The sequence below is a fragment of the Nocardioides sp. YR527 genome (assembly GCF_900101045.1).
GTDB lineage: Bacteria > Actinomycetota > Actinomycetes > Propionibacteriales > Nocardioidaceae > Nocardioides.
In genome coordinates this window covers 627,518-647,096 of the sequence record NZ_FNFN01000003.1, presented here as the reverse complement: position 1 = coordinate 647,096, position 19,579 = coordinate 627,518, and the positions used below count along the sequence as shown (strand labels likewise).

Genomic DNA, 19,579 nt, shown 5'->3' with positions numbered 1-19,579 from the left:
ACGCAGAAGGGCGCCGGAGCAGTCGCGCCGGCGCCCTTCTCGCTGTGCTGGGCTCAGGCGGTCCAGCCGGCGTAGGAGCCGGTCAGCTCGACCTTGCCACCCGGGGTGTCGGTGACCTCACCGGCGGCCCAGGCGCGGATGTCGTAGCCGGCGAGGATGCGTACGGCCTCGTCGACGTCCTCGGGGTCGACCAGCGCGACCATGCCGACGCCACAGTTGAGGGTCATCTCCAGGTCGGGCAGGGCCACGGAGCCGGTGCGGCGGACGAGGTCGAAGACGGGCGCCGGGGTCCAGGTGGTGCGGTCGATGCGCGCGGAGAGCTCCGCGGGCATGACCCGCTCCAGGTTGGCGGCGAGGCCGCCACCGGTGACGTGGGACATCGCGTGGGTCTTCGTCCCACGGGCCAGCTCCAGGCAGGCCTTGGCGTAGACGCGGGTCGGGGTGAGGAGCTCCTCGCCGAGGGTCTTCCCGAGCTCGGCGACCTGCGCGTCGAGCGTGTAGGCGCCCGAGTTGAGCAGCACGTGGCGGACCAGGGAGAAGCCGTTGGAGTGCAGGCCGGAGGCCTCCATGGCGAGGACGACGTCGCCCGCCTTGACCAGGTTCGCACCGAGCAGCTTGTCGGCCTCGACGACGCCGGTGGCCGCACCGGCAACGTCGTACTCGTCGGCAGCAAGCAGACCCGGGTGCTCGGCGGTCTCGCCACCGACCAGCGCGCAGCCGGCCTCGACACACGCTTCGGCGATACCCTTGACGATCGCCGCAACCCGCTCCGGGATGACCTTCCCGGTGGCGATGTAGTCGGTCATGAACAGCGGCTCGGCGCCACACACGACCAGGTCGTCGACGACCATGCCGACCAGGTCGAACCCGATCGTGTCGTGCTTGTCCAGCGCCTGCGCGATCGCGACCTTGGTGCCGACGCCGTCGGTCGAGGTGGCCAGCAGCGGACGCTCGTACGCCTTCAGGGCGCTCGCGTCGAAGAGACCGGCGAAGCCACCGACCCCGCCGAGCACCTCGGGGCGCCGGGACTTCTCGATCCAGACCTTCATCAGATCCACGGCGCGGTCGCCGGCGTGGATGTCGACACCTGCTGCGGCGTACGCGTTCTGGCTCTGAGTCACGTCAAGATCTCCGATCACGGGTTGTTCAGGACCGGCAGGGCCTTGCCCTCGGTCGGGGACTGCAGCGAGACCTCGAGGAGGTGCTTGCCGAGCATGCTCTCGTCGGGCAGCTCTACGGGGTATTCGCCGGTGAAGCAGGCCGTGCAGAGCGCGGCGCGCTCCTGGCGGGTCGCCGAGATCATCCCGTCGAGGGAGATGTACCCGAGCGAGTCCGCACCGACCGAGGCGGCGATCTCGTCGACGGAGAGACCGTTGGCGATCAGCTCGGCACGGGTGGCGAAGTCGATGCCGTAGAAGCACGGCCACTTGACGGGCGGCGACGAGATCCGCACGTGGACCTCCAGGGCGCCGGCCTCACGCAGCATCCGCACCTGCGCGCGCTGGGTGTTGCCGCGCACGATCGAGTCGTCGACGACGACGACCTTCTTGCCGCGAACCATGTGCTCGAGCACGTTCAGCTTGAGCCGGATGCCGAGCTGGCGCAGGGTCTGGGAGGGCTGGATGAAGGTGCGCCCCACGTAGCCGTTCTTCACGAACGCCTGGCCGAAGGGCAGGCCGCTCTCCAGCGCGTAGCCGGTCGCGGCGGGGATGCCGGACTCGGGCACCGGGATGACCAGGTCGGCGTCGACCGGGAACTCCCGGGCCAGCTCGCGGCCCATCTCGACGCGGGACTCGTGGACGTTGCGGCCGGCGATGTTGGCGTCGGGGCGGGCGAGGTAGACGTACTCGAAGACGCAGCCCTTGCGGTCGGCCTCGGCGAACCGCACCGAGCGCAGGCCGGACTCGTCGATGATGATCATCTCGCCGGGCTCGACCTCGCGGACCACGCTCGCGCCGACGGTGGCCAGCGCGGCGTCCTCCGAGGCGATCACCCAGCCGCGGTCGAGGCGGCCGAGCACCAGCGGGCGGATGCCCTGCGGGTCACGCGCGGCGAACAGGGTGTCCTCGTTCATCCACACCAGCGAGAAGGCGCCCTTGATCGTCGGCAGCACCTCCAGCGCGCGCGCCTCCAGCGAGGAGTCGGGGTGGAAGGCGAGCAGCTCGGTGAGCAGCGAGGTGTCGTTGGTCGACACCGGCGCGTGGCGGCCCTCGGAGTGCTCGGGCAGCGCCTCGACGGCCGAGCGCATGTCGGCGACGTTGATCAGGTTGCCGTTGTGGCCGAGGGCGACGGAGCCGTCCGGCGTCGGCTTGAAGATCGGCTGCGCGTTCTCCCACACCGAGGCACCGGTGGTGGAGTAGCGGGCGTGACCGATGGCCACGTGACCCTTGAGCGACTCGAGGGTCGGCTCGTCGAAGACCTGGCTGACCAGGCCCATGTCCTTGTAGACCAGGATCTGGCGCCCGTTGCTGACCGCGATGCCCGCCGACTCCTGGCCACGGTGCTGCAGGGCGTACAGGCCGAAGTACGTCAGCTTCGCGACGTCCTCGCCCGGCGCCCACACACCGAAGACGCCGCAGTGATCCTGAGGACCCTGGTCGTGGGGGTCGAGGGCGGCGGTGAGCCGGCCGTCGCCACCCTTGCGTCGGGACACGTGCCTACCTGAGCTGGTGAGGTTGACCACGGCACCGAGTGTAAGGCCGTACGCAGGCGATCAGCGAACCCTTGACAGTCCTGTAAGGGTGGTCACATGAACGTCTCGGAATCATGAATGTAAAGAACGATCCACGTCTGCCCTACCGCCCGGGACCGACATCCCGGATAATCGATCCGATGACTTCTCCAGCGCCCAAGCCCGCCGGCGGTCACCGACTGACGGTGCCGCCGGGATTCGCCCCACCACCGTTGGGCGGGAAACGCGCCAGAAGCGACCTCACCACGACGATGACCACGATCACGACCGATCTGGCCGAGATCGGTGGTCTGCTCACCCCCGGCGAGGATCTCTCCGACCTCCAGCTGATCGCCGACAGCCTGACCGCGCTGGCGGGCTTCGAGATGGCCACGATCAGCGTCGCGCGCGCCGACGGCGACCTTCACATGGTCGTGGTCTCGGGCCAGGAGTCCGCCCGCGCCGACCTGCTCGGCACCGTGACCCCCATCGAGCGGCTCGAGGCCGAGCTCGCCCGGGCCGATGACTGGGGCATCTTCAAGTTCGTGCCGGCGGAGCGGCTGGACCCGACCGCCGACGTGTACGGCTGGATCCCGACGATGACCACGGTCGACGCCGCCGGCGCCTGGAACCCGCTCGACCTGCTGGTCGCGCCGCTGCGCGACGACGCCGGCAAGCTTCGCGGCACCCTGATCGTCGACGTCCCGACCGACGGCCTCCGCCCCAATCCGGAGAAGCGCGCCGTGCTCGGCCGCCACGCGGTGCAGGCGCAGCGCGCCATCCTGCTCGCCCTGGAGCGTGAGGAGCTCTCCGAGCAGGTACGCCTCGCCGAGGCCGCCCGCGACGTGATCCGCCGCGCCGGGCGCGAGCTGGACCCCGACGAGATCCTCAACTCGCTGAGCACGGGTCTGGTCGACGTACTCGACCTGACCGACTTCTGGCTGCACATGTCCAAGCCGGGCGGCCGGGGCATCCGCACCAAGATCTACCGGGAGGACTTCAAGCTCCCGATCGAGGACCTGACCAACCCGTTCATGGTCGACTACGGGCAATACCTCTGGGACCAGCGCAGCATCACCGTCCAGACCCCGGACGGCGCCGCGCGGCTGCCCCACCCCGACCCGGAGGCGCAGCAGCGGATCACCGAGTGGGTCCGCCACTACAAGGTCGGCTCGATCGTCGGGGTCCCGATCGGCTCCGGCCAGACGTGGTACGGAGCGATGCTCCTCTGCCGCGGTCCCGACAAGCCCCACTGGAGCGAGCTCGAGCTGATCACCGCCGCCGACCTCGGCCGCGACTTCGGCCGCGTGGTCCACAACTCCAGGGCGTACCTGCGTCAGAAGGCGGCGGTCGACTCGCTGCGTGAGCTGGAGGCCCACAAGAGCCGGCTGATCGCGACGGTCGCCCACGAGCTGAAGAACCCGCTCTCCGCGTTCCGGTGGAACATCGAGTCGCTGCCCTACGCGGAGTCCGAGGACGAGTACGCCGAGGTGCTGACCGCGCTCACCCGCAACCGTGACCGCACCGAGAAGATCGTGGCCGACCTGGCGATGCTGTCGAAGGTCTCCGACCCCGACCACCTGCCGACCACGGTGCCGATCCAGGTCGCGCCCGTGCTCGAGGAGGTCCACAGCCAGCTCAGCGCCGAGATGCCCACCAGCGACGCCCACGAGCTCGTCTTCGACATGCCGTCCGACGACGTCTACGTGACCCTCGCGCCGGGCGATCTGGACCGGGTGGTGATCAACCTGGTCACCAACGCGATCAAGTACAGCCCCGAGGGCGGTCAGGTCATCGTGAGCACCCGCACCAGCCCCGGCTGGTTCGAGCTCCGGGTGACCGACCACGGCCTCGGGATCTCACCGGAGGACCAGGACCGGCTCTTCACCGAGTTCTTCCGTTCGACCAACCCCACAGCACTCAAACAGCCAGGCACCGGTCTCGGACTGACGATCGTGTCTCGAATCGTCAGTCGACGCGGCGGACTGATATCCGTCGACTCGACCCCTGGCGTGGGAAGCACATTCCGTGTGACGCTGCCCATTGTTTAACCTTACGCAACGGGAACGGGTTGCATTTTCATCTCGGCGGAGAACTCATGACCAGTACGCCCTCAGAGGGTCCGGACGCGCCAAGCGGCGCCTCCGAGGCGTACCCGAGCCCGGATCCCGGTCTGCAGCTGATCGCGGAGGGGGTCACCGAGCTCGTCGGCTTCGGTGCCGCCGTGATCAACATCCGCCGAGGTGACGAGTTCGAGATCGTCGCGGCGTACGGGGACGAGACCGGCCACACCGTCGAGGGCGAGATGACCGTCGCCGAGATGCTCGGCACCCGGTTCCCGGTCTCGGTGGTCACCGACCTGCTGGACATGTCCGTGGACTGGGGCGACATCAAGTTCGTCCCCCACGAGAAGAACACCATCGGCGAGGCGGAGGGCTACTGGGTCCCCGACACCGACGAGGACATCCTGAAGGACCCGCAGGACTGGCACCGGCTCGACGAGCTCCTGGCGCCCTTCTACGACGAGAACGGGGAGCTCGTCGGCGTACTGTCGATCGACCGTCCGACCAACGGCCGCAGGCCCGGCCGGCGCCAGCAGCGGATCCTCAACCGGTTCGCCCGCCAGGCGAGGCGAACGGTGCTGCTGACCCTGCAGCGCGAATACCTCGAGGAGCGGGCCAACAACCTGCTCGAGGCCCAGAGCTTCCTGCGCGAGGCCAACTCCCAGCTCGGTCTCACCGAGGTGCTCGAGGCCACCCAGGAGGCGATGAGCCGGGGTCTCGACGCCGATGGTCTCTACGTGCAGGCTCAGGACGGCGAGGGCGGGTCCGTCGCCTACGCCTCCCCCGGCCTCGGCTGGAACGCCAACGACAGCAACAACATCGCCGCAGGACAGGCCTACCAGGCCACCCGATTGTGGAACGCGGGCCAGCACGCCATCGTCAACCGCGAGATGCTCCGGCACGTGCTGCAACAGGGTGCCGCGGAGCGGAGGATGTTCGCCAGGCTCGGCCTCGATTTCCTCGACGCGGTGGAGGCGGACTCTCTCCTGGTCGTACCGATCGGGGTCGAGACCACGGCGCTGGGTCATCTGGTGCTGGTGCGTGGCTCGGGCCGGCCGCGCTGGACGGATGCCGAGGGGCGCCTCGCGATGGAGTTCGGTCGCGACTTCGGGCGCATCGTGCTCACCTCCAACGCCTACACCCAGGAGCGTGACCTCGCCCAGCGGCTGGCGACCGCCGACAAGGTGCACAGCCGGCTCATCGAGGCCGTCGCGCAGGAGCTGCACAACCCGCTGACCGCCCTCACCACCGGCATCGACGCGATGCGTCACGAGGGCCGCGGATCGCCGACCTGGTTCCAGCAGGTCGGCAACCTGATCAGCCGATCCGACCAGCTGGTCGCGATGGTCGACGACCTGCTGCTGTTCTCGCGCTTCTCCGACCCCGCCTCGCGGCCGGCCCTCGCCCACGTCGATCTGACGTCCCTCCTGCAGGAGATCTTCGAGCAGAGGACGTACGAGTCCGAGAAGCGTGGCATCGAGGTGAGCCTCGACGTGCCCGCGCGCAGCGTCTTCGTGCTGGGCGACCGCAGCGAGATCACGGCGGCGATCCTCCGGCTGGTCGACAACGCGCTGGTCTACACCCACCGCGGCGGCCACATCCGGCTCTACATCGTGGAGAGCGCGAGCGAGGCGGCCATCTCGGTGACCGACAACGGGGTCGGCATCCCCGCGGCGGAGCAGATCCAGGTCTTCACCGAGTTCTACCGCGGGTCGAGCCAGGCGATCGGTGGCCGCAAGGGCGTCGGCCTCGGGCTCAGCATCGTCGACCGGGTCGCGCGCCGCCACGACGGCCGCGTCACGCTGCGTTCGGAGCCCGGCACCGGCACCCGCGTATCCCTCGTCCTTCCGTTGGCCAACGACGCCACCTCGCTTGGTTAACCAAACGTCACAATCTGGTCGAGACGGACGTCTACGGCTGCACAGCGCGCGCGTTTCGTGCAACACTCCGTGGTGCCCAGGTCCTCAGGACTGCCACGCAGTTGCAACACCCGCCCTGACCGACCTACCCGAGAGCAAGGATGCCCCCACCACAGTCAGTCGAAGCCCTCGACGTGCCTGCGAGCACGCCGAGCAGGACGTCGCTGCCGGTGGCAGATCCCGCGCTCCAGATGATCTCCGAAGGCATCTGTGAGCTGCTCGGCTTCGGCATCTCGGCGATCAACGTCGTCCGCGGCGACGAGCTCGAGGTGGTCGCGGTCCACGGCTTCATCAGTGGCCTGAACGCGCACGGACGACGGGAGACGGCCGAGGAGATCCTCGGCACCCGGTGGGCCCTCTCCGACCTGCGCGACAACCTCTCCCGCGGCGAGAACTGGGGCGCCTGGCGGTTCATCCCCCAGGAGCGGGTGAACCTTCACGAGGGCAGCTGGGTCTCGACCACCAACATGATCGACGCCGCCGACGCGTGGCACCCCCACGACATGCTGATCGCGCCGATCCTCGGTGACGACGGCTCCATCCAGGGCTGCCTCTCGGTGGACATGCCGGTCAGCGGCCGTCGGCCCGACTTCACCCAGCGCCGGGTGCTCAACCGGTTCGCGAAGCGTGCCCAGCGGGTCGTGCGCGGCTACCTCGAGCGCGAGCGGCTCTACGAGCGGGCCGCGAACCTCGAGACCGCCAAGGAGTTCCTGCGCGACGCCAGCTCCAAGCTCAGCCTCGCCGACGTGCTCGACACCAGCCACGACGCGCTGATCCGCGGCCTGGGAGCCGACGGGATCTGGATGGCGACCAAGGGCTCCCACAACGAGATGGTCGTGCACGCGACCCCGGGCCTCAACTGGGACCCCGACCCGGGCCTGGCGTCGCTCACCTCGCGGAACACGTCGCGATACTGGGCGGACGGCACCTACTCGATCCTGTGCCGCGAGCGGATCTCGGACTCCTCGGAGTGGAACGAGCAGGCCGCCGTCGTGAACCAGTTCTTCGAGACCCTGGGAGCGGCGAGCGCCCTGGTCGTACCGGTCGGCGCCGACCACGAGTGGCTCGGCCACATCGTCCTGCTCCGCTCCCCCGGGCGGCCCACGTGGACCGACGCGGAGGGCCGGCTGGCGATGGAGCTCGGCCGCGACTTCGGACGCATCGTGCTCACCGCCAACGCCTACACGCAGGAGCGCGACCTCGCCCAGCAGCTCGCCCACGCCGACCGCGAACGGAACCGGCTGATCGAGGCCGTCGCCCGCGAGCTCCGGATCCCGGTGAACGCGCTCGGCACCTCGCTGAACGCGTTGGCCGGCGAGCACGCCAACACCCTGCCGTGGATCGTCCAGGTGGAGACGCTGACCGTACGCAGCGCCCAGATCGAGGGCATCGTCAGCGACCTGCTGCTCCTGTCCCGGATCCGCGACCCAGCCAACGCCCCCGGCGAGACCACGATCGAGGTCTCCGAGATGCTCGACGACGTGCTCGACGAGCTCGATCCCGACGCAGCCCACAAGGACATCGAGTGCGTCCTGACGACACCGACCGGGCCTGCGTACGTCGTCGGTGATCCTCGCGAGCTGCGCGCGGCCTTCCTGCACCTGGTCAAGAACGCGCTGACCTACAGCTACCGGGGCTCGCGGGTGCAGGTGATGCTCTACAGCGCCGGCAGCGAGGTCACGATCATCGTCGCCGACGCCGGTGTCGGCATCGCCTACGAGGAGCAGCCTGAGGTCTTCGACCCGTTCTACCGAGGCTCCAACTCCGCGCTCGGTGGTTCGCGCGGAGCCGGACTCGGGCTGACCTTGGTCGAGCAGATCACCAGGCGCCACCACGGGTTGGTCGAGCTCGACTCACGCCCTGGTGAGGGCACCCGGGTGGCGCTGACGCTGCCTGGGGTCTAGGGCGTCGGACGCGGATGCTCGCCGAGTTACCTCGGTGAACGGGCACTGCCCTCGCGGAACTCCACGAAGGCAGTGCCGCTCGACCGAGGTAGCTCGGTGAACGGTCAGCGGCTGCCGAGCTTCTGGAGCAGCAGCGCCTCGGCGACGACGACCTTGCGGAACTCGGCGAGGTGGAGTCCCTCGTTGGCGCCGTGGGCGCGGGTGTCGGGGTCCTCGACGCCCGTGACCAGCACGCTGGCCTTCGGGAACGCCTCGAGGAACTCCGCGATGAACGGGATCGAGCCGCCCACGCCCATGTCGATCGGGGCGGTGCCGTCCCAGGCCTCGGTGAAGGCGGCGCGGGCGGCGTCGTAGGCCGGGCCGGTCGCGTCCAGGGCGATCGGCTCACCGGTGTCGACGACCTTGGTGGTCAGCTCGGCGCCCCACGGGACGTGCTTCTCCAGGTGCTGGGTGAGGGCGGCGACGGCGTTCTCGCCGGAGTCGCCGGGGGCGATCCGGATGGTGACCTTGGCGCGGGCGCTCGGGGAGAGCGTGTTGGAGGCGCCGTCGACCTTGGGGGCGTCCAGACCGGTGATCGTGATCGCCGGCTGCGTCCACATCCGCTCGACGGCGCTGCCCTTGCCGACCCACTGCAGGCCGGCGATGGCCCCGGACTCGGCGCGCAGCCGCTCCTCGGGGTAGTCGACGTCGGCCGCCGGACCGGAGACGAGCCCCTCGACCGCGGGAGCGCCGTTCTCGTCCCAGAGGGTGTTGAGGAGACGTACGAGGGCCATGATCGCGTCGGGGGCCAGACCGCCCCACATGCCGGAGTGGACCGCGTGGCTGAGGGTGCGGAGCTCGACGTCGACGCGGATGAGACCGCGCAGCGACGTGGTCAGCGCCGGTACGCCGATGTCCCAGTTGCCGGAGTCGGCGATCACGATGACGTCGGCCTTCAGCTTGTCCTGGAACTTCTCCAGCAGCTGGGGCAGCGTCGCCGAGGCGACCTCCTCCTCACCCTCGATGAAGAGGCGCACGGTGACCGGGAGCTCACCGTTCTCGTCGAGGCTGGTGAGGGTCCGGACCGCGCCGATGTGAGCCGCGATGCCGGCCTTGTCGTCGGCCGCACCGCGCCCGTAGAGCCGGTCCCCGACCTCGGTGGGCTCGAACGGCGGGGTGTCCCAGTCGGCGTGGTCGTTCTCGGGCTGGACGTCGTGGTGGGCGTAGAGCAGCACCGTCGGGGCCCCCTCGGGGCCCTTCTTCTCACCGACGATGGCCGGCGGAGCGCCGTCGAAGGCACGCACGATCTCCACATCGAAGCCCTCGGCCGCGAAGAGGTCGAGGGTCTTCTCGGCGCTCTTCTCGACCTCGCTCAGGCGCTCAGGGTCGGCGCTCACGGACTCGATCCGCACCAGGTCCTCGAGGTCCTTGCGGATCCCGGGGAAGAGGTCGTCTACACGGGCCTTGATGTCTTCGGTGGAGTGGCTCATAGGGTGAGATTACAAGGGCAGGTACGCCGACAGGTCGGTGCGTTCTCCCGAGGCCCTGACCCGGGCATGATCGACGGCTTCGGACCAGGTCATCTCCCCCGTGGCGAGGGCGATCCAGGTGGTCGCGTCGGTCTCGATCACCGCCGGCGGGGTGCCGCGGGTGTGGCGTACGCCTTCGATGACCTGCGCCGCGGCGTAGGGAGGGACACGCACCTCGACGCTCTTGCCCGGCGCGCGCTGCTCGAGCAGGGCGAGGAAATGCTTGGTGAGGAGTCGTAGGTCGGCTTTCGCCGCTGTGCCCGACCCTGTAGCCAAGCGCTCCAGCGCTGCGGAGACCTCTGCGGCCGGGGCGGGCTTGAGTCGTGCGGGCACAGCGGCGAGCCTACCGCCGTACGTCAGGCGCAGGTGCGCAGCGAGGAGCGCTTGTAGTCGCGTACCTTCGTGGTGGACTTGTAGCTGTCCTGGTTGACCGTCCCGACCCAGATGCCGAGCTTGCGGCTGTCGAAGCTGGCCCGGGTGCTGGCGAAGGTGAACCGCTTGACGGTGTTCTTCACCGTGCCGTTGAGCGTGTAGTAGGTGCCGCCGGCGAACTTGTACTCCCAGGCGGCGGTCTTGCCGGTGTTGTTCCACAGCGAGTACATCAGCCGGGAGGAGTCCTTCCGGCAGGCGTAGAGGGTGCCGCCGGCCACCCAGCCGACCGCGGTGCCGTAGCGGTTCAGCTTGGCCCAGGTCTTCTTGCCCGCGATCCCGTCGGCGGCGAGTCCGGTGTCGGTCTGGAAGGCGCGTACCCGGTTGCGGGTGCCCTTGCCGAAGTTGCCGTCGACGCTCAGCCCACCCAGGCGCCGCTGGAGCTCCTTGACGCAGGTTCCCTTGCTGCCGAGCTTCACGGTCTTGGTCGAGCAGCTCGCCGCCTGGGCCTCGGGGGCGGTGGCGATGGAGACCCCGACGACCGAGGAGGCGGCGACTGCGGCGGCAGCCGTGATGACGGCGAGCCTGCGGATGATGTTCATGGCGAGCACGGTAAAGGCGGTGCAGGTCCTCGAACTCCCGTACCTTTCCCGTACCAGCCGATAGGGTCCGATCGTGGGGCTGGAGAGACTCGAGTCGGAAATGGTGCTGACGACCGTCGAGACGCTGCACGGACGGATCGCGGCACGCTTCCCCGACCGGGGCCTGGTGAAGGTCGCCGAGGAGCTGGCCGGCCAGATCAGGGAGTCCTCCGGCGTCGGGGATCGGCTCCGGCGACGGTTGCTGTGGACGCGCGCGGTCTCTCGCGTGCTGATCCTGGCCGTCCTCGTGCTGACACTGGCCGCCATCATCTGGGGCCTCGCGACGGCGTTCAGCGACGAGACGCTCACCGGCGTCCAGTGGCTGCCGCTGATGGAGAGCACCGTCAACGACCTCATCTTCGGCGCGGTCGCGATCTTCTTCCTCTACACGATCCCGGAGCGGCTGCTGCGGTCGCGGGCGCTGAAGCTGCTACACCGGCTGCGGTCGCTGGCCCACATCATCGACATGCACCAGCTCACCAAGGACCCCGAGCGGCTGCGCACCGGGTTCACGCCCACCTCGGCCAGCGTCCGGCTCACCCTCGACGCCGACGAGCTGATCCACTACCTGGAGTACTGCTCCGAGCTGCTCAGCCTCGTCGGCAAGACGGCCGCGCTGTGCGCCGAGGACTCCCAGGACAACGTCGTGCTGGACACGGTCAGCACCGTCGAGGGCCTCACCGTCGACCTCTCCCGCAAGATCTGGCAGAAGATCCAGGTCGTCGGCGAGCTGCGCGAGGACCAGTCCTCTTCCGCTGTCTAGGCTCCATCGCATGAGTTCACGGACGGAGTGGTCGATCCTCGCGGTCGACACCGGCTCCGGTGAGACCCTCGTCGAGTGCGCCCCTGACCTGCTGCTGCCGACCGCCAGCGTCGCCAAGATCTTCCTGCTGCACCACCTCGCCGAGCTGCTCGACGAGGACGCGTCACTGGGGCAGCTGATGCTGCGCAAGGACTGCGTCGAGCCGGTGGCCGACAGCGGCCTGTGGCAGCACCTCGACGCCCCCGCGCTGACCCTGAACGACTGCGCCCGGCTGGTGGGCGCAGTCTCGGACAACCTGGCCACCAACGTGCTCCTCGGCCACGTCGGCCTCGCTCCGGTCCAAGCCGTCGCGCGGCGGCTGGCCGCGGGCGGGTCGATGCTGAACGACTCGGTCCGGGACGTACGCGGGCCGGAGGACGCACCGATGCTCTCCATCGGCTGTGCCGCCGACTGGGTCGCCTACTTCCGTACGCCACACCCCACTGTGATGTCCTGGCTGGCGCCGTCCACCGACCTGTCGATGGTCTCCGCCGCCATCGGCCTGGACCCGCTGGCCCACACCGACCCTGATCATGACCTGCGGGTGTGGAGCAAGACCGGCACCGACGAGGGTGTCCGCGCCGAGGTCGGGCTGCTCGACGTCGGTGGCCGCCGGGCGGCGTACGCGGTCATCTGCCGGTTCCCGGGGGAGGTCATCCCGGTGCTGGCCCAGATGCGGGCGTACGGCACGCTGATCCTGGATGCGTTGCAGGACAGCAACGCTCCAGGTCCCGGTCCGGCACGGTAGGAGATCAGTTGTTCAGCATCGACCTCGGGAACGGCGCGGAGATGGTCCTGCGTGACCGCTCGACCGACTTCGCCGTCCACCAGCTCATCAACGCCAACCTCGACCACCTCCGGGAGTGGGAGCCGTGGGCGCACGCGGATCAGAGCATGATCAGCGTGTCGGCGTTCGGAACCTACCTGCTGACCCAGTGGGTCAAGGGCGAGGCGATCCCGTGCGTCATCCGCCAGGACGGCAAGGTCGCCGGCGCCACGACCGCGCGGATCAACCTCTACGAGAAGTCGGCCACGATCGGCTACTGGCTGGGCGAGGCGTACGAGGGCCGCGGTCTGATCACCCGGGCCGTCTCGGCGCTGCTGGACACCCTCTTCGACGAGTACGACATCGCCCGGGCGATCATCGACACCTCGGTCCACAACAAGCGCAGCCGTGCGGTCGCCGAGCGTCTCGGCTTCACCCACGAGGGCACCATGCGCGGCGCGCAGGCCTATCCGGGCGAGCGCCGGGACCTGGTGGTCTACGGGATCCTGCGCGAGGAGTGGGCGGCCCGCTCAGGCAGATGAGCGGACGAAACGCTCCCCCGCCTGCTTGACCAGCTCGGCCAGCTCGGTGGGTTGCTCGACCGTGAAGTCGGCGTCGACGCCGGCGAGGATCATCATCGGCCAGCTCAGGTCGTCGACCTGCATCCTCAGCCGGCAGCCACCCTCGGCGGGCTCGACCTCGCCCCAGCGACCCACCCGCTGCGCGACCACGCCGGGCTCGACACCGAAGTGGACGCAGACGTCATGGGCTGCCGGGCGGGAGCGGATCCCCGCCTGCACGTACGACGCCGCGTCCCCGCCCGGGATCTCCCGCGGGCGGAAGACCTGCCCGGTGGTCGTCGGGTCGCTGACCCGGTCGACACGGAAGGATCGCCAGTCCTGGCGGACGCGGTCGTAGGCGAGGAGATACCAGCGGTTGCCCAGCGTCACCAGCCGGTGGGGCTCGACGCGGCGCCGGGTCGGCTCGGCCCCGGGCGCCTGATAGGTGAAGGTCAGCGCCTCGTCGTCACGGCAGGCCTGCGCCAGGATCCCGAGCACGCCGGCGTCCAGCGGCACCCGGCCGCCCCAGGGGAGAGAGTCGGTCTGCGAGGAGACCGCGTCCATCCGGCGCCGCAGCCGCGGCGGCATCAGCGCGACGACCTTGCCCAGCGCCTGAGCCGAGGTGTCCCCCATCCCGGCGACCAGGCCGGCAGCGGCGGTGCGCAGCCCGACGGCGATCGCGACCGCCTCCTCGTCGTCGAGCAGCAACGGCGGCAGCGCATTGCCGGCCCGGAGCTGGTAGCCGCCGGCCACCCCGCGGGTGGCATCCACGTCATAGCCGAGATCGCGCAGCCGCTCGATGTCCCGCCGCAGCGTACGGTCGCTGACCTCGAGGCGTACGGACAGCTCCGTGCCGGGCCAGAAACGGTGGGTCTGCAGCAGAGACAGGAGCTGCAGCATCCGGGCGCTCGTACTCATGCCGACGACGATAGGCGCCATTGCGGTCAGTTCGTGGCCTGATTCCCCGAGAACCTGGATCGAGCCGCGCGTCGGTCGGCTCGCCCCCTCCTCGAGCCGACCGACGCCGCGCTACCTCTCTCCTACCCACTCGCGGGACTTCTAAACCAGATCTCGGAAGAAAGTTTCGAAAGCGGACAGAAGCTGACCGCATGAGGTCAGAGGCTGGAGGCATGACGAACCACACCGACCAGCGGCCGGTCATCCGCACTCAGGCGCTGACCAGGCACTTCACTCGAAGCAAGAAGACCGTCGAAGCCGTACGCGGGCTCGATCTGGAGATCCACCAAGGTGAGCTCGTCGCCTTCCTCGGCCCCAACGGAGCCGGCAAGTCGACGACCTTGCGGATGCTGACCACCCTCATCCCGCCCACCTCCGGCACCGCCGAGGTCGCCGGCCATGACGTCGTCCGCTCCCGCGCGGCCGTCCGGCGCTCGATCGGCTACGTCGGTCAGGGCAACGCCGCGGCCTTCATCCAGCGTGGCCGTGACGAGCTGATGTCCCAGGCCCGCGCCCACGGCATCCCGCGAGCCGCCGCGAAGGCGCGCATCGAGGAGCTGCTCGTGGCCTTCGACCTGCAGGAGTACGCCGACCGCTCCGTGCAGACGCTCAGCGGGGGTCAGCGGCGGCGGCTCGACATCGCGATCGGGCTGCTCAACCATCCCGAGGTGCTGTTCCTCGACGAGCCGTCGACCGGCCTCGACCCGCAGAACCGCGCCAACCTCCAGGAGCAGATCCGCCGCCTCCACGAGGACGGCACCACGATCGTCCTCACCACCCACTACCTCGAGGAGGCGGACGCGCTCGCCGGTCGCGTGATCGTCATCGACCACGGCGTGGTGATCGCCGACGACACCGCCACCCGCCTCAAGGAGCGCCTCGGCGACCTGGTGCTCCTCGGCTTCGGCACCGAGGCGGAGGCCACGGCCGCCGCAGCCCGCGCCGATTCCGCGCTGTCCGGACCGACCACCGTCGAGCGTGCCGGGACGCAGGTCTCGATCCGCGCACCGCGCGGTGCTGACAGCGCGCCGGCGTTGGCCATCGACCTGGCCGCCCACGGCACCCCCGCGATCCGGATGGAGGTCCACGCCCCCACCCTCGATGACGTCTTCCTCGACCTGACCGGCCGCAGCCTGCGTGAGTCGGCCGGGTCCGCCGGGTCCACCACCACCCAGACCGAAGGAGCTGCAGCATGACCACCATCGCCGTCCCGACCACACAGGTCCGCCGCACCACGCGCGTGCCGAGCAGCCCGACCGGATTCCTCACCGACACCTGGACCGTGCTGGTCCGCGAGCTCACACCCAAGCTGCGCCAGCCCGCCTCGATGCTCTTCGCGATGATGCAGCCGCTGGTCTTCCTGGGCCTCTTCGCGCCACTCCTTCCAGCCGTCGAGAGCGGCAGCGCACTGCAGTGGTTCGTGCCGGGCATCGTCGTCATGACCGCGCTGATGGGCGCCTCGATGACCGGTGCCGACCTGACCGCCGAGATCCGCTCCGGGTCCCACGAACGGCTGCTGGTCTCGCCCCTGTCGAGGCCGTCCCTGCTGGTCGGACGGGCCCTGAAGGAGGTCGTGCCGGTCCTGTTCCAGACGGCCGTCATCCTTGCCGTGGTGACCCCGTTCAGCTTCGACCTCCACCTCGGCGGGGTCCTGGTCGGAGCCGTCATCGTCTCGCTCTTCGCGATCGGCCTGGGTGCGCTCAGCTTCGCGCTGGCCACCGCCGCCAAGGAGCAGGACTGGGTCTTCTGGACGGTCCAGCAGATGCTGATCTTCCCGCTGCTGCTCCTCTCCGGCGTCCTCCTCCCCCTCGACGGCGCCCCTGGCTGGCTGCGGTTCCTCAGCGACATCAACCCGATGACGTACGTCGTGGAGGCGGAGCGGGCGCTCTTCGCCGGCCAGTTCCCGGCCGATGCCGTCATCGGCGGTTTCGTCGCGGCCGCTGCCGTCGCCGTGGGCGGGGTGCTCGTCGGCGTACGGACCATGGAGAGGTCGAGCTGAGGTCGGGCCGAAACCCCTTGACCTCAAGTTCACTTTAGCTTCCACACTGGACGCATGACACCCCGACCCCGCACGGCCCCGAGCCCGACAACGATCGTGCTCACCGTCATCGCCGGCACGGTGATGATCCCGATCGACATCACGATCGTCGCGGTAGCGATCGCCCGTCTCTCCCAGGAGACGGGCGCTTCGCTGCCGGTGATCCAGTGGGTCGCCACCGGCTACACGCTCGCCCTGGCAACGGTCATCCCGGCCGCGGCCTGGGCGATCAGCCGGTTCGGCGCCCGCCAGGTCTTCCTGACCGCGATCGGCGTCTTCACGATCGGGTCCGGGCTGGTCGCGGCCTCGTGGAACGTCGAGTCGCTGATCGCTTTCAGGGTGCTGCAGGGGCTCGGCGGCGGCTTCGTGATGCCGGCCGCGATGACCCTGACGCTGCGCTCTGCCCCACCCGAGGAACGGGGCCGCCTGATGGCGCTGATGGGCCTGCCTGTGCTGGTCGGTCCCGTCTTCGGACCGGTGCTCGGAGGCTGGCTGCTCGACACGATGTCGTGGCGGTGGATGTTCCTGATCAACCTGCCGCTGGGCCTGCTCGGCCTCGTCCTCGGGATGCGCAACCTTCCCCGCCTCGAGCGCGGCCCGAGCGCCCGCCTGGACGTACGCGGCCTGCTCCTGCTTCCGCCCGCGATGGCACTCCTCGTGCTGGGCACCTCGTTCGCCGAGGGCACGCTGCTCGACGCTCAGGTGCTGCTCCCGATCGGGGCCGGGATCATTCTCGTGGCGCTCTTCGTCCGGCACGCGCTCCGCGCCGCGGCTCCTCTGCTGGACATCCGGCTCCTCGGCCGGCGCCTGACCGGCGGCAGCGCCGCGGTGCTGTTCTGCTTCGCCGGCGGCTACTTCGGCTCGATGATCCTGGTGCCGCTCTACTGGCAGGTCGTACGCGGTGAGTCCGCGACCACCGCAGGGCTGCTGATGGCTCCGGCCGGCATCGCGGCCGGGATCATGATCCAGATCTCCGGTCGGCTCATCGACCGCTTCCCGCCGCTGCCGGTGATCGGCTCGGGGATCGTGGTCTCCACGCTGGGCTTCGGCGCCCTGGCGCTCCAGCTGAGCGCGGACGCGTCGATGCCGGCCCTGGCCACGACCCACGCCATCGCGACCGCCGGCGCCGGGTTCGTGATGCTGCCGACCATGACCATCGCCACCCGCTACCTCGAGGACAGCGCCATCCCGGCCGGCTCGACGATGATCAACGTGCTGAACCAGGTCGCCACCGCCCTGTGCACCGCCGGCGTCTCGGTGCTCCTGGCCGCCGCGCTCTCCGCGCGCCTGCCCGGACTGGGTGGCGACGGCATCGGCGCGCTCGGTGCACTCTCGCCCACCGAGCGAGCGGCCGTCGCACCGCTGGCCGCCGAGGCCCTGCAGGTCGCGTTCTGGCTCCCGGTCACGATGATGGCGCTCTCCGCGGTGGTCGCGTTCGTCGTCTTCCGGCGTACGCCCTCGGCCCGGCAGGTGCCTGCCGACAGCCGTCGGCCTGTCGCCGCGGTCGCGGACTAGGTCGTCACCATTGGCGGTGGTCGCCGGGGTACGGAGGACCGGGGTTGCCGGGGCGACCCGGGTTCGGGCGCGGGTTCGGGCGCGGGATCGGGCGGCCCTGGTTGGGGTAGCCGGGGCCCGCCGGATGCACCTGGCCCCGGTAGACCGGGCCGCCAGGGTGCGGGCGGACGGGCCGTGCGGGAGGAGCCTCCAGGTCGCGCCGGAGCCGTTCGCGGCGCCGGCGACGAGCCAGCAGGAAGGCGATGAGCAGCCCCAGCCCCGAGAGCCCGAGCACCGCGACAGCCATCTCGACATAGCCGATCCCGAACAGCCCGCTGGAGGTGGGAGCCGGGCCGTCCGAGGCGTCGCTGAAGGTCACCGGACCGGCAGTCTCCGAGTCGCCGGCCAACGCCGACTCGGACTCGGAGGGTGACGCCGAGGGGGAGGTCGACTTCGACGGAGATGCGGAGGCGGAGGCAGAGGGCGTACGCGACGGGGTCGGCGACGCCGTCTCAGACTTCTTGGGCTTCGCGGTCTGCCGAGGAGTCGGTGCCTTGGTCTCCGCCGGAGCGGTCGGTGCCGGTGCGGCGGTGGCCTTCGGCTTCGCGGTCGGCCGCACGCCCGGCGGGTACTTCCCGAAGACCTGGACGCCCCAGCTGGTGCCGTCGACCACCACGAAGGCGATCCCGATGTGGGTGTAGTCGCCCAGGATGTTGGCGCGGTGGCCCTCGGAGTTCATCCAGCCCTTGTGCATCTCGGCACCGGTCGGATAGCCCATCGCGACGTTCTCCCCGATCCCCTGCCACCCCTCCGGCACCTGCTCGGCGAGGTCGGGGTTGTGCGAGAGGGCTCCGTCGGCAGCGATCTTGTACGCCCATTTCCGGGCCAGTCCGTCGAGGGCGGAGTCGCGCGTGAGCGGATCCAGACCGGCTTCGGCACGGGCAGAGTTCGCCAACCACTTGATCGTCCCACCCTCCCCCGCGGACGCCGGACCGGCGCTGACGAGCAGCGCGGCAGCCGCCAGCAGCAGGGCGAGGACACAGGACACGGGGCGATGCAGGTGGGGGAACATCCCCGCCAGGGTATCGACCTTTACTTTGAGGTGCTGCGCCCGACGTGGCGCTCGATGTGGGCCGCGATCCCAGCCATCAGCAGGCTCTGCCCGAAGGCCGACGGGTCATCGGAGTCGGATCCCTCGCCGGACTCGGCGGGCCGCCAGGTGTCCATCGACGCCATCAGGTGCGGAAAACGCTCCGGATCGGCGTACGTCACGAGCATCTGCTCGAACGTCGCATAGGGGTTCTCCGCCAGCCGAGCCGCCTCGACCTCGACCCGGGCCTCGCCCACGCCGTACTGGGAGATGATCCCCAGGATCGCCAGCTTCTCGTCCGCAGGCAGGGCCACCTCGCGAAGGTAGTAGAACCCCAGGTCGATCCAGGCGAGACGGTTGGGCCCGGGGAGCGTGGCGGCGAGCGGCAGGTCCAGGAACCAGGGCTTGCTCACCGCCAGGTCGACCTGCGCACGCATCCAGGCCGCCAGCCCCTCGCGCCAGCCGAGGTCTCGCGACGGCGCCGGCAGGTCCGCGCAGAGTCGGTCGGCGAGCAGGATGAGCAGCTCGTCCTTGTTCTTCACGTGCCGGTACAGCGCCATCGGCGAGCAGCCCGCCGCTTCGGCGACCCGAGCCATCGACACGGCGGCAAGGCCCTGCTCATCAGCGATGACGTAGGCGGCCTCGACGATCTGGGCGACGCTCAGCGCCGGCTTGGGGCCGCGCCGGCCGGCCGGAGGCTTGCCCCACATACGAGGGATCAGGTCGGAACTCATCTCCTCCATCATGCCCTGCTCCCTTCAGAAACGGGTTGACGGCGCCCTATCTGCGTACGATAT

The 19,579-nt window shown here is 69.9% G+C and carries 17 protein-coding genes; 9 read left to right on the top strand and 8 right to left on the bottom strand.

The features are described from left to right. Window positions 1-53 precede the first annotated feature (53 nt). Together purM and purF are read right to left on the bottom strand one after the other, a co-directional pair. A complete protein-coding gene (purM, locus tag BLT25_RS11615; protein ID WP_091046284.1) occupies window positions 54-1,121 on the bottom strand; it encodes a phosphoribosylformylglycinamidine cyclo-ligase in 1,068 nt (355 codons plus the stop codon). A gap of 14 nt (window positions 1,122-1,135) precedes the next feature. After that, window positions 1,136-2,653: an amidophosphoribosyltransferase gene (gene purF, locus BLT25_RS11610; protein ID WP_091045744.1), complete on the bottom strand. Its 1,518-nt coding sequence runs from the start codon at window positions 2,651-2,653 to the stop codon at window positions 1,136-1,138. A gap of 179 nt (window positions 2,654-2,832) precedes the next feature. On the opposite strand from purF, the gene BLT25_RS11605 reads away from it, so the two are divergent. The 3 genes from BLT25_RS11605 (at window position 2,833) to BLT25_RS11595 (ending at window position 8,557) form a co-directional block, all read left to right on the top strand. Next, window positions 2,833-4,722 carry a sensor histidine kinase gene (locus BLT25_RS11605; protein ID WP_176883812.1) on the top strand — a complete coding sequence of 630 codons (1,890 nt, stop codon included), beginning with the start codon at window positions 2,833-2,835 and terminating at the stop codon, window positions 4,720-4,722. Between the two features lie 47 nt (window positions 4,723-4,769). Next, complete coding sequence (locus BLT25_RS11600) at window positions 4,770-6,614, top strand: sensor histidine kinase (protein ID WP_091045740.1); 1,845 nt, start codon at window positions 4,770-4,772, stop codon at window positions 6,612-6,614. 173 nt (window positions 6,615-6,787) lie between these two features. Then, a complete protein-coding gene (locus BLT25_RS11595; protein WP_176883810.1) occupies window positions 6,788-8,557 on the top strand; it encodes a GAF domain-containing sensor histidine kinase in 1,770 nt (589 codons plus the stop codon). Window positions 8,558-8,661: 104 nt separating this feature from the next. Here the strand turns inward: BLT25_RS11595 and BLT25_RS11590 are convergent, their stop codons facing one another. The 3 genes from BLT25_RS11590 to BLT25_RS11580 are packed head-to-tail and all read right to left on the bottom strand — an operon-like array spanning window position 8,662 to window position 11,036. After that, window positions 8,662-10,026 (bottom strand): dipeptidase, encoded by a 1,365-nt coding sequence (locus BLT25_RS11590; protein WP_091045735.1) that lies wholly within the window; start codon window positions 10,024-10,026, stop codon window positions 8,662-8,664. Between the two features lie 9 nt (window positions 10,027-10,035). Then, a complete protein-coding gene (locus tag BLT25_RS11585) occupies window positions 10,036-10,398 on the bottom strand; it encodes a sterol carrier family protein (protein ID WP_176883807.1) in 363 nt (120 codons plus the stop codon). 23 nt (window positions 10,399-10,421) lie between these two features. Then, entirely contained in the window at window positions 10,422-11,036 is a 615-nt protein-coding gene (locus BLT25_RS11580; RefSeq protein WP_091045732.1) for a peptidoglycan-binding domain-containing protein, read from the bottom strand. A gap of 73 nt (window positions 11,037-11,109) precedes the next feature. Here BLT25_RS11580 and BLT25_RS11575 point away from each other — a divergent pair, with 73 nt between their 5' ends. From BLT25_RS11575 to BLT25_RS11565, 3 genes are read left to right on the top strand one after another with little or no spacing between them, the layout of a single operon-like run. Next, window positions 11,110-11,838: a hypothetical protein gene (locus BLT25_RS11575; RefSeq protein ID WP_091045731.1), complete on the top strand. Its 729-nt coding sequence runs from the start codon at window positions 11,110-11,112 to the stop codon at window positions 11,836-11,838. A gap of 10 nt (window positions 11,839-11,848) precedes the next feature. Beyond that, window positions 11,849-12,625, top strand: coding sequence for a serine hydrolase (locus tag BLT25_RS11570; RefSeq protein ID WP_091045728.1), 777 nt, complete (start codon window positions 11,849-11,851; stop codon window positions 12,623-12,625). An 8-nt stretch (window positions 12,626-12,633) separates the two neighbouring features. Then, window positions 12,634-13,185 carry a GNAT family N-acetyltransferase gene (locus BLT25_RS11565; RefSeq protein ID WP_091045725.1) on the top strand — a complete coding sequence of 184 codons (552 nt, stop codon included), beginning with the start codon at window positions 12,634-12,636 and terminating at the stop codon, window positions 13,183-13,185. Here the strand turns inward: BLT25_RS11565 and BLT25_RS11560 are convergent. Next, window positions 13,174-14,121, bottom strand: a complete 948-nt coding sequence (locus tag BLT25_RS11560; RefSeq protein ID WP_091046279.1) for a helix-turn-helix transcriptional regulator — start codon at window positions 14,119-14,121, stop codon at window positions 13,174-13,176. The genes BLT25_RS11565 and BLT25_RS11560 overlap by 12 nt on opposite strands. 212 nt (window positions 14,122-14,333) lie before the next feature. Here BLT25_RS11560 and BLT25_RS11555 point away from each other — a divergent pair, with 212 nt between their 5' ends. The 3 genes from BLT25_RS11555 to BLT25_RS11545 are packed head-to-tail and all read left to right on the top strand — an operon-like array spanning window position 14,334 to window position 17,713. Next, window positions 14,334-15,356: an ATP-binding cassette domain-containing protein gene (locus tag BLT25_RS11555; protein WP_091045723.1), complete on the top strand. Its 1,023-nt coding sequence runs from the start codon at window positions 14,334-14,336 to the stop codon at window positions 15,354-15,356. Further along, entirely contained in the window at window positions 15,353-16,159 is an 807-nt protein-coding gene (locus tag BLT25_RS11550) for an ABC transporter permease (RefSeq protein WP_091045720.1), read from the top strand. Before BLT25_RS11555 ends, BLT25_RS11550 begins: the two co-directional genes overlap by 4 nt. 54 nt (window positions 16,160-16,213) lie before the next feature. After that, window positions 16,214-17,713 carry a DHA2 family efflux MFS transporter permease subunit gene (locus BLT25_RS11545; RefSeq protein ID WP_091045718.1) on the top strand — a complete coding sequence of 500 codons (1,500 nt, stop codon included), beginning with the start codon at window positions 16,214-16,216 and terminating at the stop codon, window positions 17,711-17,713. A 4-nt stretch (window positions 17,714-17,717) separates the two neighbouring features. On the opposite strand, the gene BLT25_RS11540 is transcribed toward BLT25_RS11545, so the two are convergent. Then, window positions 17,718-18,764 carry a CAP domain-containing protein gene (locus BLT25_RS11540; protein ID WP_091045715.1) on the bottom strand — a complete coding sequence of 349 codons (1,047 nt, stop codon included), beginning with the start codon at window positions 18,762-18,764 and terminating at the stop codon, window positions 17,718-17,720. Between the two features lie 20 nt (window positions 18,765-18,784). Next, window positions 18,785-19,516, bottom strand: a complete 732-nt coding sequence (locus tag BLT25_RS11535; protein WP_256328553.1) for a TetR/AcrR family transcriptional regulator — start codon at window positions 19,514-19,516, stop codon at window positions 18,785-18,787. Between the last annotated feature and the right edge of the window lie 63 nt (window positions 19,517-19,579).